Source organism: Haloarcula pelagica (assembly GCF_030127105.1).
Lineage (GTDB): Archaea > Halobacteriota > Halobacteria > Halobacteriales > Haloarculaceae > Haloarcula > Haloarcula pelagica.
In genome coordinates this window covers 2,281,556-2,296,683 of record NZ_CP126161.1, presented here as the reverse complement: position 1 = coordinate 2,296,683, position 15,128 = coordinate 2,281,556, and the positions used below count along the sequence as shown (strand labels likewise).

The 15,128-nt window shown below is 68.1% G+C and carries 15 protein-coding genes; 11 read left to right on the top strand and 4 right to left on the bottom strand.

Annotated features, from left to right (window positions below):
- Positions 1 to 135: 135 nt before the first annotated feature.
- The 7 genes from P1L40_RS12050 to mutS all read left to right on the top strand — a co-directional run bounded on the left by P1L40_RS12050 (position 136) and on the right by mutS (position 9,144).
- A complete protein-coding gene (locus tag P1L40_RS12050; RefSeq protein ID WP_284007290.1) occupies positions 136 to 726 on the top strand; it encodes a hypothetical protein in 591 nt (196 codons plus the stop codon).
- 353 nt (positions 727 to 1,079) lie between these two features.
- A complete protein-coding gene (locus tag P1L40_RS12045) occupies positions 1,080 to 1,673 on the top strand; it encodes a DUF1102 domain-containing protein (protein ID WP_284007288.1) in 594 nt (197 codons plus the stop codon).
- Positions 1,674 to 2,008: 335 nt separating this feature from the next.
- The gene (locus P1L40_RS12040; protein WP_284007287.1) at positions 2,009 to 3,037 is read left to right on the top strand and encodes a hypothetical protein; all 1,029 of its coding nucleotides are present in this window, start codon (positions 2,009 to 2,011) and stop codon (positions 3,035 to 3,037) included.
- Positions 3,034 to 3,963, top strand: coding sequence for a hypothetical protein (locus P1L40_RS12035; RefSeq protein ID WP_284007285.1), 930 nt, complete (start codon positions 3,034 to 3,036; stop codon positions 3,961 to 3,963). Before P1L40_RS12040 ends, P1L40_RS12035 begins: the two co-directional genes overlap by 4 nt.
- A gap of 61 nt (positions 3,964 to 4,024) precedes the next feature.
- Positions 4,025 to 5,173 carry a S26 family signal peptidase gene (locus tag P1L40_RS12030; protein WP_284007283.1) on the top strand — a complete coding sequence of 383 codons (1,149 nt, stop codon included), beginning with the start codon at positions 4,025 to 4,027 and terminating at the stop codon, positions 5,171 to 5,173.
- 48 nt (positions 5,174 to 5,221) lie between these two features.
- Positions 5,222 to 6,415 carry a DUF5305 domain-containing protein gene (locus tag P1L40_RS12025; RefSeq protein ID WP_284007282.1) on the top strand — a complete coding sequence of 398 codons (1,194 nt, stop codon included), beginning with the start codon at positions 5,222 to 5,224 and terminating at the stop codon, positions 6,413 to 6,415.
- A 47-nt stretch (positions 6,416 to 6,462) separates the two neighbouring features.
- Positions 6,463 to 9,144: a DNA mismatch repair protein MutS gene (gene mutS, locus P1L40_RS12020; RefSeq protein ID WP_284007280.1), complete on the top strand. Its 2,682-nt coding sequence runs from the start codon at positions 6,463 to 6,465 to the stop codon at positions 9,142 to 9,144.
- On the opposite strand, the gene P1L40_RS12015 is transcribed toward mutS, so the two are convergent.
- Positions 9,145 to 9,852, bottom strand: coding sequence for a helix-turn-helix domain-containing protein (locus P1L40_RS12015; protein ID WP_284007278.1), 708 nt, complete (start codon positions 9,850 to 9,852; stop codon positions 9,145 to 9,147).
- 122 nt (positions 9,853 to 9,974) lie between these two features.
- Here P1L40_RS12015 and P1L40_RS12010 point away from each other — a divergent pair, with 122 nt between their 5' ends.
- Together P1L40_RS12010 and P1L40_RS12005 are read left to right on the top strand one after the other, a co-directional pair.
- Positions 9,975 to 10,226 carry a HalOD1 output domain-containing protein gene (locus tag P1L40_RS12010; RefSeq protein ID WP_284007276.1) on the top strand — a complete coding sequence of 84 codons (252 nt, stop codon included), beginning with the start codon at positions 9,975 to 9,977 and terminating at the stop codon, positions 10,224 to 10,226.
- A gap of 105 nt (positions 10,227 to 10,331) precedes the next feature.
- Positions 10,332 to 10,604 carry a HalOD1 output domain-containing protein gene (locus P1L40_RS12005; protein WP_284007275.1) on the top strand — a complete coding sequence of 91 codons (273 nt, stop codon included), beginning with the start codon at positions 10,332 to 10,334 and terminating at the stop codon, positions 10,602 to 10,604.
- On the opposite strand, the gene nucS is transcribed toward P1L40_RS12005, so the two are convergent.
- From nucS to P1L40_RS11990, 3 genes are all read right to left on the bottom strand, one after another.
- Positions 10,601 to 11,329, bottom strand: a complete 729-nt coding sequence (nucS, locus tag P1L40_RS12000; protein WP_284007274.1) for an endonuclease NucS — start codon at positions 11,327 to 11,329, stop codon at positions 10,601 to 10,603. The two genes, P1L40_RS12005 and nucS, sit on opposite strands and share 4 nt — an antisense overlap.
- 9 nt (positions 11,330 to 11,338) lie before the next feature.
- Positions 11,339 to 11,767 (bottom strand): hypothetical protein, encoded by a 429-nt coding sequence (locus tag P1L40_RS11995; protein ID WP_284007272.1) that lies wholly within the window; start codon positions 11,765 to 11,767, stop codon positions 11,339 to 11,341.
- A 69-nt stretch (positions 11,768 to 11,836) separates the two neighbouring features.
- The gene (locus P1L40_RS11990) at positions 11,837 to 13,231 is read right to left on the bottom strand and encodes a PAS domain-containing sensor histidine kinase (protein WP_284007271.1); all 1,395 of its coding nucleotides are present in this window, start codon (positions 13,229 to 13,231) and stop codon (positions 11,837 to 11,839) included.
- 221 nt (positions 13,232 to 13,452) lie between these two features.
- Between P1L40_RS11990 and P1L40_RS11985 the strand changes: the two genes are divergently transcribed.
- Positions 13,453 to 13,734: a DUF7577 domain-containing protein gene (locus P1L40_RS11985; protein ID WP_284007269.1), complete on the top strand. Its 282-nt coding sequence runs from the start codon at positions 13,453 to 13,455 to the stop codon at positions 13,732 to 13,734.
- A 71-nt stretch (positions 13,735 to 13,805) separates the two neighbouring features.
- The gene (locus tag P1L40_RS11980; RefSeq protein WP_284007268.1) at positions 13,806 to 15,113 is read left to right on the top strand and encodes a coiled-coil domain-containing protein; all 1,308 of its coding nucleotides are present in this window, start codon (positions 13,806 to 13,808) and stop codon (positions 15,111 to 15,113) included.
- Positions 15,114 to 15,128: the final 15 nt, after the last annotated feature.

Genomic DNA, 15,128 nt, shown 5'->3' with positions numbered 1-15,128 from the left:
CGGTTCAAACGGCGTATGCCGCGGTTCAATCGGCCTATGTGCTCGTGTCATAGAGCCTACTACAATATCCATTGCGTGTCTGGTAACTGATGGCGCACCGACCCTGTGGGGGTGGGTGCCACGAGGAGACTACCAATGCAACGACGCAAGTTTCTGATCGGAATGGGATCGCTCGCGGCCGGCGCGGCCGCCGCAACGGGTACCGGTGCGTTTGCAAGTACTGAAGCAACCCGGAGTGTCAACGTCAGTGTGGCCGGCGACGAATCCGCCTATCTGGGGCTGGAAGCGACCTCACCGTACGCGCAGGTGAACGGCAAACAACTGGTGTTGAACTTCGACGACAACGGCGACGGTGGACAGGGTGTCAACGCGGACAGCGTGACGACGTTCGACGGGGTGTTCAGGATGATCAACAACGGTCCAAACAATCTGGACATTACGATCGACAAATCCGGACTGGCCAACCCGGACCGGTGGCAGTTCGTTCCCAAAGAGGTCTACGAGGAGTACAGCGGGAACTACCCCGAGGACAGTTTCTATCCCAGCTGGGACGACTTCCAGGGGTACGAGAGTACCAACGCGAGCGGCGGTGGGCTCAACTCGGGGAACTCCACGCTTGTCGGTGCGATGATCGATACGCGGGACGTGGCGAGTCTACCAGGTGGGGAAATCACGATCGCCGTCACGGACGCGGACGGACCCTACGGGAGCGGGAGCCAGTCGTAGGGCAACTCTCCCCCACTAATCCAGTCGGGGGTGCGTTCTGAACGTAGACAACCGTGTCGAGGGCGACAGACTTCCGAACCACGGTTACAATTATTGTGTCGGGGAGTCCATCCGAGCCAGCGCCTCACTGCAAGAGCGTACCGCTCCGCAACAGTTCTTTCGAAGGTGGCCCGGACCAAGGTCGCCTGCGTGAAGTTGGTCAAACCGGGTTGCCAGTCCGGTTCAAAGTCAGTATACCGCCGCTCAATCGGTCTGTTATCTGACTCAAAGAGCGGACTACAATCCCCGTGGCGTCTCTTGTATCCGATAGCGCACCGACCCTGTGGGGGTGGGTGCCATAAAGGAGACTACCAATGCAACGACGCAAATTCCTGATCGGAATGGGATCGCTCGCGGCCGGTTCGGCGGCCGCAATGGGTACCGGCGCCTTCGAGACAGCGGAAGCAGAAAGAACTGCCGAAGTGAACGTCGCCGCGGACTCGAGTGGGTTCGTCGAGATCCAGGCACTCAACGACACGTACGCCTCCGGCACCAGCGACGGACAACTCGAACTCGATTTCAACTCGGACAGCGACCTCGGTATCTTCCCCGGTGATGCGGAAGGGCTCAACCCCGACTCGACGTACAATTTCGGGGAGCTGTTCCGCATCAGTAACATTTCTGGCACGGGAGATATGCGAGTGGTCATCGAAGCGAGCGGTTTCAATCTCGAATCGCTCGAACTGACCGCGTCCGGTGAAGAGGCGGTCGCAATTTCTGCGGGCACTTCGCTACGTGTCGATGACTACAGCGATGTCGACAATATCCCGAAGCTCGTGCAGCCCGACGGTGTCGATGTCGAAGCGACAATCGAAACGAAGGGCTCGACCGACAACGACGCTGGTGGAACGCTGACGATCCATGCTGCCACCGGTGGAAACCGAGATATGCTGTCCGATGTCCTCTAAGAAGACGGCCGCCTGAGTCCACGTCATCGGTTCCGTATTTTGCCCTCGTTCTGACAGATAGGGATTCCATCGTAGCAACGATCCATACGTCGGTCTGGCGAGTCGAGTTGGAGGAGGCAGACTTTCTGGCGGTACACCCAGCTATCACCATATCCAGTAGCGTCCTCCTCATTGGAAGGGAATCAGAGTATTTGCAGTTCTGGTCCGCGGTTTCGGCGTGGTCAGCGATCTAGACAGCGTTTGACAGGGTTTCGAAACACCGTCTAACAGTCTTTTCGCCCCCGCATAGAGAGAAATACAAAATCGTAGTGACTACAACACCCGGTGAGACCACCGTGTCCCGACGCGCACTCGCCCTCGTCGCCGCACTCGCACTGGCATCGGTAGTGATGCTCGTGCCGACGGGTGCGGCGCCGTTCACCCAGTCGGGCACCGACGCCATCAACGACGAGGTACACCTCGCGCCAGCGGAAGGCGACAACGGCAAGTACGCGGTGCTCAACGAGGAGGGCGAAATAGAACTCCTGTTGAGTGAGTCGAACCCCTACGCCGACGCGGACGGCGTCAAAGAGGACGCGACGACCCGAATCGGCAACGTATTCACGATCACGTACACGGGCTCCGACCAGGCCAAGGTGTGGCTGACGGACGACGCCGAGGATGTCCGGTTCTACCGGAGCGGCGGGGCGGCCGGCTCCCTCGAACGGGAGGCGAACGCGGTCGTGCTCGGACCGAACATGACGGTCCACGTCGGGTTGCGGATCGACACCCGCGGAGAACACGATGTCGACCAAGCCGACTCGTTCACCGTCCACGCCGAGACCCCCGACGGATCGACGCCGCCGCCGACGGAGACGGCGACGCCCGAGCCGATCCCTACGCCGGAGCCGACGGCGACTCCGGAACCGACGCCGGTCCCAACGTCGGTGCCCGAACGGGTCGACGACGATGACGACGACACGGACCGGACCGACCGTCGGGAACCGACGCCGACCGCGACGCCCGATCCGTCGGACGACTCGACGCCGATCGCGACCCCCAGCCGACCGAGCGAAAACGGAGACGACGGCGACGGGTCGACACCGACCCCCCAGGCAACCGGCACGCCGACCCCGACGACCGACGGCCGCGTCTCCTCGTCGGTGGGCGGGACAGACGGCGGGACCGCGACGCCGACGCGGAACCAGACGACGGCCGCCGGTGGGGCCGTAGACGGTGGCTCCGCCGGCGGGCAGCCGACGGAACTGGGCGGGTTCGCACAGCGTCCGGGAGTCGTCCTGGGGGGGCTCCTCGCACTGCTCCTGCTCGCGTATCTCCTGCGCCGGGCCGCCGAACGCCGGGGGGACGACATCGAACCGGAATGAACGGACCGGGCGAGCAGTCTGCTGCCGATCGGACGGTCACGGCGCGGACGGTGAGCCGGCTGTTCGACCGCGCTACCGTCGTCGATGTCGCGCTCCTGCTCGCGGTGCCCGCGGTGTTGCTCGCGGTCGCGTCGCTGCCGCTCCCCGTTCGCCGGGCGCTCGTCTTCGAGTACGCCGCCCCGTCGGTCGGGACGGCGATCGCCTCGCCGTTCGTCCACCTGGACGGGTCGCATCTGCAACGGAACCTCCTCGCGTACGGCGTCCTCGCGCCGACCGGCTACGCCCTGAGCGTCGCGAGCGGCCACCGGCAACGGTTCCGGGTCGTGTTCGTCTCGCTGGTCCTCGTCTGTCCGCCGGCGCTGTCGTACCTGAACCTGGCGATCGTCCGCGAGGGCGTCAGCGTCGGGTTTTCGGGCGTGGCGATGGCGCTGTTCGGGTACCTCCCGCTGGCGATCGCCGCGCATCTGGACCGGCGGTTCGACGTGGCCCCGACGCACGCGACCGCGCCGCTGCTGTTCTTTCTCGGTCTCCAGCTCATCACGGTACTGACGCTGGGCGCCGTCGCCACCAACCGGGTGAGCGTGCCGGTCCGCGGTGTCACCGTCCCGGTCACCTCGGTGCTGGTCGCGTCGCTGATCGGCCTCGTTGCAGCGCTCACGCTGGTGCTGGTGCTGTACACGCTGGCGGTACGCGACCACGTCACGGCACTCACGACAGCGCTTCGCACGACGACGACCCGGCCCGGCCACTTCGAGTTGTTCGTCCTCGCGACCGGCCTGTTCCTCGCCGTTCCGTTCGTCACGTTCCCCATCGACCCGATCGTCGGGGACGGCGTGTTGAACCTGTACGTCCACCTCGTCGGGTACGCGCTGGGCTTTATCGGGTCGTTCACGCTGGTGTCGATCGAGGAGCGGCTGTCGGCGTGAACCGGTCGCGAGTTCCTGTCAGGCCAGCAGGAATTTATACGTGGAGGACCAATCGCTGGCGATGAGGGTGTGGAGTTGGGTCGAGACACTGCTAGAGGTGGTTGTCGTCCTGTTCCTCGTGTCGATGGTCGTCGGACAGCTCCTCGGACAGCCGGTCCTGCTGGGCTACGTCACGACGGGGAGTATGCAGCCGACGCTGGACCCGGGCGACGGGTTCGTCGCGATTCCGGCGGCGCTGGCGGGTCCGGTCGACGAGGGCGATGTCGTCACGTTCCGGGCCGAGGAGATCCAGGGCGGCGGGCTGACGACCCACCGGGTCGTCGACCGGACCGACCGGGGCTACGTCACCCGCGGGGACAACAACCCGTTTACCGACCAGGACGGCGGCGAACCCCCGGTGACGGACGCACAGATCGTCGCCGTCGTCTGGCAACCGGGGGGGACGGTCGTCTCCGTCCCTGGCGTCGGCGTTCTCGTGACGGGGACACAGGAGACACTGGGAGCGGTCCAGCAACGGCTGGCACAACTCGCCGGGACACGGTCGCTGCTCGGGACACAGGGGGTCGCGTACCTGCTCGTCGCGCTCTCGGTCGCGGCCTACGTCGTCGATCTCCTGGTCGGCGGGGACCGGAACCGCGAGGGGCGGGACACGTCCCGGCAGACCGGCGTGAGCGCCCGGCTGATCCTGCTCGTCCTGGCGGGAGCGGTCGTGCTGTCGGCGACAGCCGCGATGGTCGGCCCGGCCGGCCCACAGGAGTTCGGCGTCATCAGCTCCGAGAGCGACTCCCCGGGGCTCCGTGTCATCGAGCAGGGGACGACCGAATCGACCCGGTACGTGCTGGGCAACGGCGGGTTCGTCCCGATGGTCACGTACGTTGAACCCGTGACCGAGGGCGTCACGTTCGAACCCCGAGAGACGGTGGTGCCGGCGCGGTCGACGGTCAACGCCACGCTCAGTATCACGGCTCCGGAAGACACCGGCTACTACCGCTACTTCGTCGTCGAGCACCGCTATCTCCACCTCCTGCCGCAGTCGACGATCCGGAGCCTCTACCGGATCCACCCGTGGGCGCCGATCGTCACTATCGACGCGCTGCTTGCGGGGTCGTTCTACGTGCTCGGGGCCGCGCTCGTCGACACCGGTCGGGTGCGCTCGCGGTCGCGGGACGCCCCATCCTCGCTCGATCGACTCCGTTCCCGGTTCAGGTAGTGTTACAATCCAAGAGATTACCACAGAGTAACCAGTATCCCAAATGGAATGACCCGTCGGAGCCGTCGCCTGCGGACGCTCGTCGCTGACAACTACGCCGTACTCGTCGCCGTCCTCCTGCTCGTCGGGGCCGTCGGTGGCTACGTCACCTACGCGACCCACGTCGAACCGGGGACGACGACGGAGACCCGTGAGGCCTCCTCCTGGCGATCCACGCTCGATTTCTCGCATCGGGCGCGTGTCGTCAACGGGAGCGAGGCCTTCGCCGAGGGAACGGTGCTCCGGAACCGGAGCGTCTACTTCCAGCGGGTCAGCCCGCGGTTGAACGGGTCGGCGACCTACGCCTACGCGGCGAGCGACGGGGGCGCTCTGAACGCGACCACGACGATCGCACTGGTCTTTCGCTCGGTCGATACGGGCGAGGGCGAGAACGGCTCCGTCTACTGGTCGGTCGAACGACCGGTCGCGGAGACGACCGTCGACTCGCTCTCGCCGAACGAACGGACGAGCGTGCCGTTCTCGGTGAACGCCACGGCGGCCGTCACGGAGGCCCGGCGGATCGAGGAGCGACTCGGCGGGTCCCCCGGGACGCTCGAAGTCGCCCTGGTCGCCCGGACGAACGTCTCGGGGACCCGGAACGGCCAGCCGGTCGACGCCACCAGGACGAACCGGCTGCGCATCACGGCCGACGGGAGCGTCTTCCGCGTCGAGGACTCGGAACCGGCCGTCGCGTCCGACAGCCAGAGCGAGCGTATCACCGTGCCGGCCGAATACGGCCCGATCCGTCGTCTCGGCGGCCCCCTGGCTCTCGGTGTCGGGCTGTGTGGGCTGGTCGGCCTCGTCGCCGCGCGGCGCACCGGCCGGCTGACGGTCTCCGAGGCCGAGCGCCAGTGGCTCGCGTACCGGGAGACGCGCGCGGAGTTCGACGAGTGGATCACCACCGGTCGGGTGCCCAGGCGGGCCGACGAGCCGCCGACGGTGACCGTCGACTCCCTCGAAGGCCTCGTCGACGTGGCCATCGACACTGACAACAGGGTCATCGAGGACCTCGACAGGAGGGTCTGTCTCGTGCTCGGGCGCGAGCAGTGGTTCCGCTACGACGCCCCCGAGGAGCCGCTGGACGAGGACGCGGCGGGGGTCGATCCACTGGATACGGACGCCGACGGCGAGGGGGACCCGACGGACGGGGAGCGACCCGACGGCCACCGATCCGACGAGCCACACCCCGACGGCGACGCCTGAGCCGGCCGACCGTGGGGTATTTGCCCGCCCGACTCCCCGGGTCGTGCATGGACGCTGCGCTTGGCCCACCCGAGAAGATGGCCGAGCTGGACGACGAGCTGACGCCGATGATGGCCCAGTACTTCGAGCTGTGTCGGCAGTACGACGACGCGCTCGTGCTCTTCCAGGTCGGGGACTTCTACGAGGCCTTCTGTGAGGCGGCCGAGCGGGTCGCACGGCTCTGTGAGATCACGCTGACACAGCGGACCGACTCCACCGGCGAGTACCCGATGGCCGGCATCCCCATCGACAACGCCGAATCGTACGTCGAGACGCTGCTGGACGCGGGCTACCGGGTCGCCATCGCCGATCAGGTCGAAGACCCGGACGCGGTCACCGGCGTCGTCGAGCGGGCGGTGACCCGGATCGTCACGCCCGGCACCCTGACCGAAGCCGAACTGCTGGGGGGTGCGGACAACAACTACGTCGCGGCGCTGGCCCGCGGCGACGAGTACGGGCTGGCGCTGCTGGATGTCTCGACCGGCGACTGCTACGCGACCAGCGTCGGCTCGGAGACGGCCGTCACGGACGAGCTGAGCCGCTTCGGCCCCGCCGAGGCTATCGTCGGTCCCGGTGTCGACATCGACGAGGAGGCTGTCTTTGGCCCCTCGTGTCTCGTCTCGGCGTACGACCCGTCGGTCTTCGAGCGTGAGGCGGCCGCCGACCTCGTCGGGCGGTACTTCGGCCCGCCCGAACGGCTGCTGGCCGGCGACAGCGAGATCCAGGCCTGTGGCGCCCTGCTGGCCTACGCGGAGTACACGCGGGGCAACAGCGGCGCGGTCGGCCCGGACGGGGAGCCGACCGGCGAGGACGACCCCACGGAGACACTGGGGTATCTCAACCACCTCACGCGGTACGACCCGCGCCAGTACATGCTGCTGGACGCCGTCGCCGTCGAGAGCCTGGAGCTGTTCGAGCGCCGGTCGGTGCGGGGCCACGAGAACCGGACACTGGTCGACACCGTCGACGAGACGGCGTGTGCGCTCGGCCGGCGGGAGCTGACCGACTGGCTCCGGCGGCCGCTGCTGGACGAGGACCGTATCGCCGGCCGTCACGAGGCCGTCGGGGCGCTGAAACGGGACCCCGCCACTCGGGAGCGACTGCACGAACTGCTGAGCGAGGTGTACGACCTCGAACGGCTGATCTCGCGGGTCTCGCGGGGCCGGGCGAACGCCCGGGACCTGCGGTCGCTGGCCGCGACACTCGGGGTCGTCCCCGACATCCGCGAGCAGGTGGCCGACGCCGACGCGCGGCTGCTCGCGGACCTGCACGCCACACTCGACCCGCTGAGCGACGTGCGCGAGGAGATCGAGGCCGCGATCCGGCCCGATCCGCCCCAGGAGATCACCGAGGGCGGGGTCATCAGGGAGGGGTACGACGACGAACTGGACGAGTTGCGCTCGACCGAGCGATCGGGCAAACAGTGGATCGACGACCTCGAATCGACGGAACGCGAGCGGACCGGCATCGACTCGCTGAAGGTCGGCCACAACAGCGTCCACGGCTACTACATCGAGGTGACAAACGCCAACCTCGACGCGGTGCCCGAGGACTACCAGCGCCGCCAGACGCTGAAAAACAGCGAGCGGTTCTACACGCCGGAACTGAAGGCCCGCGAGGAGGAGATCATGCGGGCCGAGACGGCCGCCGACGACCTGGAGTACGACCTCTTCCGGGCGGTCCGGGAGACGGTCGCCGACGAGGCCGAGCGGGTCCAGGCGCTCGCCGACCGGCTCGCGCGGTTGGACGTGCTGGTCTCGTTCGGGACCGTCGCCGCCCGGCACGACTACGTCCGGCCGGCCGTGGGTGCCGACGGCATCGACATCACGGCGGGTCGCCATCCAGTCGTCGAGCGGGCCGAGGACGCCTTCGTCCCCAACGACACGCACCTGGGCGCCGTCGGCGACCACGCCGGCGACGAGGACTCGCCCCACTTCGCGGTCATCACTGGCCCCAACATGAGCGGGAAGTCGACCTACATGCGCCAGGTCGCCTGTCTCTGCCTGCTGGCCCAGGCCGGGAGTTTCGTCCCTGCCGAGTCCGCGTCCGTCCCGATCCTGGACCGGGTGTTCACGCGGGTCGGCGCCAGCGACGACATCGCCGGCGGGCGCTCGACGTTCATGATCGAGATGAGCGAACTCGCGACGATCCTCCAGTCGGCGACGACGGACTCGCTGGTCCTGCTGGACGAGGTCGGGCGCGGGACCTCGACGGCCGACGGGCTGGCGATCGCACGGGCTGTCACGGAGTACCTCCACGACGAGGTCGGCGCCTACACGCTGTTTGCGACCCACCACCACGATCTGACCGACGCGGCGGCCGACCTGCCCGGCGTCGTCAACCGCCACTTCGAGACCAGTCCCGGCGACGAGGTCGTCTTCGACCACGAACTCGCGGCCGGGCCGGCCGGGGCCTCCTACGGCGTCGAGGTGGCCGAGATGGCCGGCGTACCCGATGCCGTCGTCGAACGCTCACGGGCGCTGTTAGACCGGGACCGGCCGGGGAGATCAGACGAGCACTCGACCGGCGATCCCGAGCAGGACGGCCACGGAGCGGTGGACGACCCCGACACGGCGGACGGGACCCTCCCGGCGTCGGTCCGGGAGACGCTTCGGGAGACCGACGTGGCGACGATGACGCCCCTGGAGGCGATGAACACGCTGGCGACGCTGGCGGACCGGATCGAGTAGTCAGTCGTCGAGCGCCGACTCCTCGTGTGGACAGGCAAGCAGCGCGGCGGCGAGCTTCCGTTCGGCCATCCGGAGGTGCTTGTGCAGCGTCGGCGCGGAGATGTCCAGTCTGCTCGCTAACTCCTCGGCGGTAGTCTCACGGGGCCACTCGTAGTATCCGGCCTCGTGTGCCGTCGCCAGCACGTCGCGCTGGCGGTCGGTCAGCGTGTCCGTGAGAGCCGCGTAGTCCCGGAACCCGAACAGCGGGGCGATCGACTCGCGCTGTTGTTTCGCCGCCAGCTCGGCCGCCGGATGAGCGTCGAGGAACGACTCGATCACGACGGCGGTGTCGGTCGCCGTCGGCACGTCGGCGACGATCGCGCCGTTTCCGTCCGCCCCTCTGGCCGTCCGCGGGACCGCGCCGGCGTCGGCGAGCGTCACGACCGGGCAGTGCTCCCCGACGGCGACCTCGACGAGTCCACCGTCGTCGGTTCGGTTCAGGACCCGGGCCTCTCCTCGCCCGTCCTCCACGAACCCCACGAACCGCTCCGGGTCGGCCCCCTCTACGGTGAAAAACTCGGTGTACAGCCCGTCACCGCTCGGGAGACACTGCTGCAGCGAGATCGTACACGACGCATGTCCCGACGCGAGGACGAACGGGTACGTACTGGCCGAGAGATCGAACTCCAGGCGCGTCGCACCACGTTCGTCACCACCGTGGGAATCCATGCCCGTTACTACCACACCAGGCGACAAGTATGTTCGTCCGACCGCGGGTAAGCGGTGGTTAAACAGCTAGCCACACACCCCTTGTGTGTGGCAGTCGTATCCAGGGACGGAGCCAGAAACTCGTGCCAGAACACCCTCCGCCGTTGACCGAGACACAGGTCGAGAACCGGGGCGTCGTCGAGACGGTCGTTCAGGCGGTCGCAGCCGTGGACGGCCGACCGGTGACGAAACTACCCCCACTCGGAGCGGCCGTCGATACGGACGGTCTCGCCGCGTTCGTCACGTCCTCGACGACCGACGGCCGGATCACGTTCGAGTACGCCGGCTATCGTGTGTGCGTCGACTTCGACGGCACCGTCACGATACACGAGTAGGCATAGCGTTCTCCTTCACAGCGGCCCGTATCGCTCCGCCGAGAGTGTCACTCTGCCTATCTTGTTAGGCATACATAACTTACCGTCGAAACGGCAACGAAGTGTATGGTTTCCCAGCCACGGCATGTCCGGGACAAACGGCCGCTGACCGAGTCCCACAGCGACGGGCACGAGCCGGTGCCACACCACGTCGTCCGGACGGTGGCCGCGGTCGACGGCGTCCCAGTCGACGCGCTCCCGCCGCTGAACGACGCGGTCGACACCGACGCCCTGGCGTCGCTGTTCGACGGCGAATCCGCGGTCGAACACCTCGCGTTCAGTTACCGGGGGTACCGAATCGTCGTCACCGACGAGCGTGTCACCGTGTACGAGCGCTAGGGCGGTTCGAGCGCGACGAACTCCAGGCCCTTCTCTGCCAGCAGTTGTCGCGCGCGGTCGGTCAGCGACGGCGCGACCAGGATTCCGCGGACTTCGGTCTCCGTGTGGAGCTCCCGCGCGAGCGCGTCGACGTAGCGGTCGAGTTGGCCGACCGCGTCGGGGCCGACCCGGCGCCGTTTCAGTTCGAGGACGACGGTGCGGCCGGCAGCGTCTTCGGCGTAGATGTCGACCGCGCCGGCGGGCGTCTCGCGCTCGGTCGCGAGCGGCGTGAGGCCGTCCTCGACGAGGGCCGGCGCGTCGAGGATGCGTTCTTTGAGGTCCGCCTCGGTCCCGGTCAGCGCCAGGTCCTCGGGGTCGCTCACGTCGAAGGCGGCGGCGTGAGCCACCCGCTCGAACGTGATCTCCAGTTCCTCGGCGGGTGTCTCCCGGGTCGACCGGACGACCAGTCCCGCGTCGGTGACGGCGACCGCGTGGTCACACCCCGGCGGTTGCCAGTTCACGGGCTGTTGGCCCTCGTCGGTGTGGACCAGCGCAGCGCCGTCGGGCTTGAGCGTGATATGTCGATCCCCGGGGGCGAGCGAACTCGCTGCTCGCCCCTCGTACTCGACGGCGCACCGCCCGAACAGGGTCACCATCGCGCCCCGGTCGATCCCCCGCTGGACGAGGTCACGGGCGGTGTCGGGCGCCGGATAGCTCAGCGTCTCGACGGCACTCTCGGCGGTCACGGCTGTCGGTTAGCGGTCCCTCGATAAAAATGGCGTGTCGTCGGGCGGGAGGGCGGTCCGCGCCCGCCGGTCCAGCGCACGAAGCAGGCCGGAACGGACGACACTGGGGGAGCGTCGTCGGTCCCGACAGGCACGGCTCTTGGTCTCGACCCACCACGCACGCAGGGCATCGAGGTCGGCCGTCGTCGCAAGCGCAACGTCGCCGGGGTCCGCAAGCGTCGGGTCGAGCCAGCAGACACAGTAGCTCCGGACGCCCCCGTCGACGACGACCACTCGGTCGTACGTGGCGTCGAGGTCGGTCCAGACAGCGCTGGCCGCCCGGTCTGTCGCAAGCGGCCGGGACTGTGCGACCGGATCGGCGCCGACGCCCCAATGTGCGACGCGGACGGCGACGCGACCGTGGGATATCGGTCGGACGACGAGCGTGCGACGACCCATCAGCGCCTCCGGACTGTCGGTGATCGCATCCTGTGGGCTCTGGCCCCGTCACCCTACTTGAAAGTCGGGTCACTCGGCCGGCAGCGACACCGTGATGCGGTTCCCGTCGGTGGCCTCGTCGAACGCGATCCGTCCGCCCGAGAGATCGACACACCAGAAGACCAGCCAGAGCCCGAGCCCGGTGGTGTGCGTGACTTCGTCCATCGGCAGGTCGCCCGTGAGCACGCCGAACTCCTCGGCGGGGATCGACGGACAGTCGTCACACACCTCGATCACCACCCACTCCTCGTCGGTCCGGACCGATACCGCCACGGTCGGCGCCTCGACTTCGGCGTGGATCACGGCGTTGTCGAGCAGTTCCGCCACGGCGGCACCGATCTCCGGCAGCGCCCGGGCGTCGGCCGTCTCCGGGATGTCGGTCTCGACGACGGCGTCGGGATAGGTCTCCCGGAGCGTCTCGACCGCGTCCTCGACGGTGGCGGCGATATCACGGGTGTCCGGCCCCCCGTGGTCGGTGAGCAGGTCGATGATCCGCCGCTGGGTCTCGGCGTCGTCCAGCAGCGCCTCGCCGACGCGGACGATCGTCTCGACGAACGGCGCCACCTCGTCGCCGCCCCGGTCGGCGATCAGGTCGGCGTTCCCGACGATCGTCGTCATGTCGTTGCGCAGGTTGTGCCGGAGGATGTTGCCCATCACGACGAGATGGCGCTCCCGTCGCCGGCGGTCCGAGATGTCGCGGGTGAACCCGGCGATACGGTCGACCGTCCCGTCCCTGACGATCGGGGTTCCTCGGACCCAGACCCAGACGCCGTAGTCCCGACGCGGGTTGACGCGGTACTCGATGTCGACGGACTCGCCGGCGGCGAGTCGGTCCAGCGCGTCGACGACCAGGTCGACATCGTCGGGATGGACCGCGTCGAGAAACGCCATCGGGTCCGCCCGGACGGTGTCCGGGGACTGTCCGTAGACCGTCTCGTAGGCGGAGTTGACAAACAGGAGTTCGCTCCAGTCGCCCTCGAACAGCCAGAGCACGTCGTCGGCCGCCTGCGAGAGGTCGAGCAGTTGCTCCTCGACGGCCGCGCGTTCGCGTTCGGCCTCCCGCCGACGTGTGATCTCCCGGGAACTGACGACGTACCCGTCGAGTTTCTCGTCCGTCCGGTTCGAGAACTGGCTCTCAAGCCAGACCCACCCTCCGGTACTGTCCCGGTGCCGGTACGAAACCGTCTCCGCGGTCGCCTCCTGGGTAGCGATGACCGTCTCGAAGGTGGCCCGTGTCGCGTCCCGGTCGGCGGGGTGGATGTAGTCGAAGGCGTTGTCCCCGACCAGTGTCTCGGGCTCGAATCCGAGGATGCGCCCGACCGCGGCGTTCGCGTACAGGTAGTCGCCGTCGGCGTCGACGAGGACGACCTTGTCGAGTACCTGGTCGAGAAGCACCGGGGGCGCCGGCCCCTCGTCGGAGTCCATTATCCGGACGTAGACGGACTACCATGGTAAGACTTTGTTTCGATGACTGAGATGTCGGACCGCCCACGGCCAGTTGCAGTGGTCGCCATCGTGCAGGCGATAGGCCTACGAGCACCGCGTCAGCGGTGGTCGGGTTCCGGATCGCTTCCTCGAAGTCGACCTGCCGACCGGTGTGGTAACTACCCACAACCCTCAAGTGTCGGCTCGTCGTAGTATCGAACATGATGGGGACCGAGTGGCTGTACGGCGCCATCGCACTGCTGGTGGGCATCCACGTACTGACGATGCTGTACGCCTACCGCAGTCGCGACGAAGTCGCCACGGCCGCGACCCAGTCCGAGGCCGAACCCGACCGGCCCCTGGAGGCCAGCGACGAGCGGGTCAACTGCCCCCAGTGTGGCACGACGAACGACCCCAGTTACCGGTTCTGTCGGACCTGTGTCGCCGACCTCTCGAAACGGCCGCCGCGGCGCCAACCGACCGGTGGGAGCCATCCACACTGACCGGCGACGAAGCGCTTATCTCGGGATGGCAACAAAACAACACGAGTGGCACGTATCGCCAGGGTGGCCGGATGGACCGGGTGATCGATCGCACGGCGACCGACGGGGCGGTTCTCGACCGAACGGAGAGCGACGGTGTTCTCGGGCGGTCCCTGTTGTGTTCGCCGCTGTCGACACACCTCCGCGAGACCGAACGGGCGCGATACGTCGCCTGGAACAAGAAGCGGGGCGTGACCTGTATCCACGGCGGTCCCGACACCTACACCCCCAGTGGGAGCTATCGGGCCTTCGCCGTCGCCACGGACACCCGACTCCTGTTCGTCGTCGGTGGGGACGGCAGTGACGGCGACCGCGTCTTCTCGTTGCCCTACAGCGACGTGCTGACCGTCGAGACGACCGCGAACTTCCTCGCCTCGACGCTGGAACTCGTCGCCGAGGGAAAACAGCGCTGGCAGTTCGCCTGCCGTGGCGACCTCGACCCGGTCGCGGGGTACGTCGACGAGGCCGTCCAGTGCTGGACCCGGGCCGAGACGCTGTTCGACCGGGCCGACGACCGGGTGTGCGAGGCCCGCAACGCCGTCGAGGACGGGCGACTGGACACCGCTGTGGAGGCCCTCGACGCTGCCGAGACACACCTCGCCGACGCACGGGACCACCTCGGCGAACTGGGGCCGGGTGCGGTGGCACGCGGGACCGCTGCCGCCGACGACATCGAGCACGACGCGGCCGACACCCGCGGTCGACTCGCCGCGACCCGGGGCGCCAGAGCCCACGAGAGCGCCCGCACGGCCTGGGACGACGGCGAGTACGCCGCTGCATACGACGCGTACGAACGGGCCCGCGAGGCCTACCAGCGGGCGCGTTCCCTGGGCGTGTCCGATCTCCCGCTAGAGGAGCGGCTCGCGACCGTCGACGGGGAGTGTGAGCAACTCGCCCGGGCACCGATCGAGCGGGCACGCGAGGCCGCCGACGCCGCCCGTGCGGCCGACGACGAGCAGGCCACGATCGAGCACTGGGAGACCGCGCTCGAACGGTACCGGACGGCGTTGGCGCTCGACTGGGGCCGGGACCGACGGTTCGACGGCGACCCCGAGCAGTTGCGGACCGCCGTCACCGACACCGCGACCGCCGTCGTCGACGCCCGGCGGCGAGTGGCACAGGACCGACTGGACCTGAGCGACTGGCTCGCCAAGAGCGGCGACGAGGAGGGCGCCCGCGCCGCGTTACGCGAGGCACGGGACCACTTCGAGCGCGCCCACGAGGTGGCGGCGGAACTCGTCCCCGACCGCCGGGACCGGACGACCGAGGACATGGCGTCGGTCGCCGAGCGGGTCGCCCGACTCGACGCCGACCGGGGCGCCTCCGACACGGAGGTTTAGGAGGGCGGGTCGCGT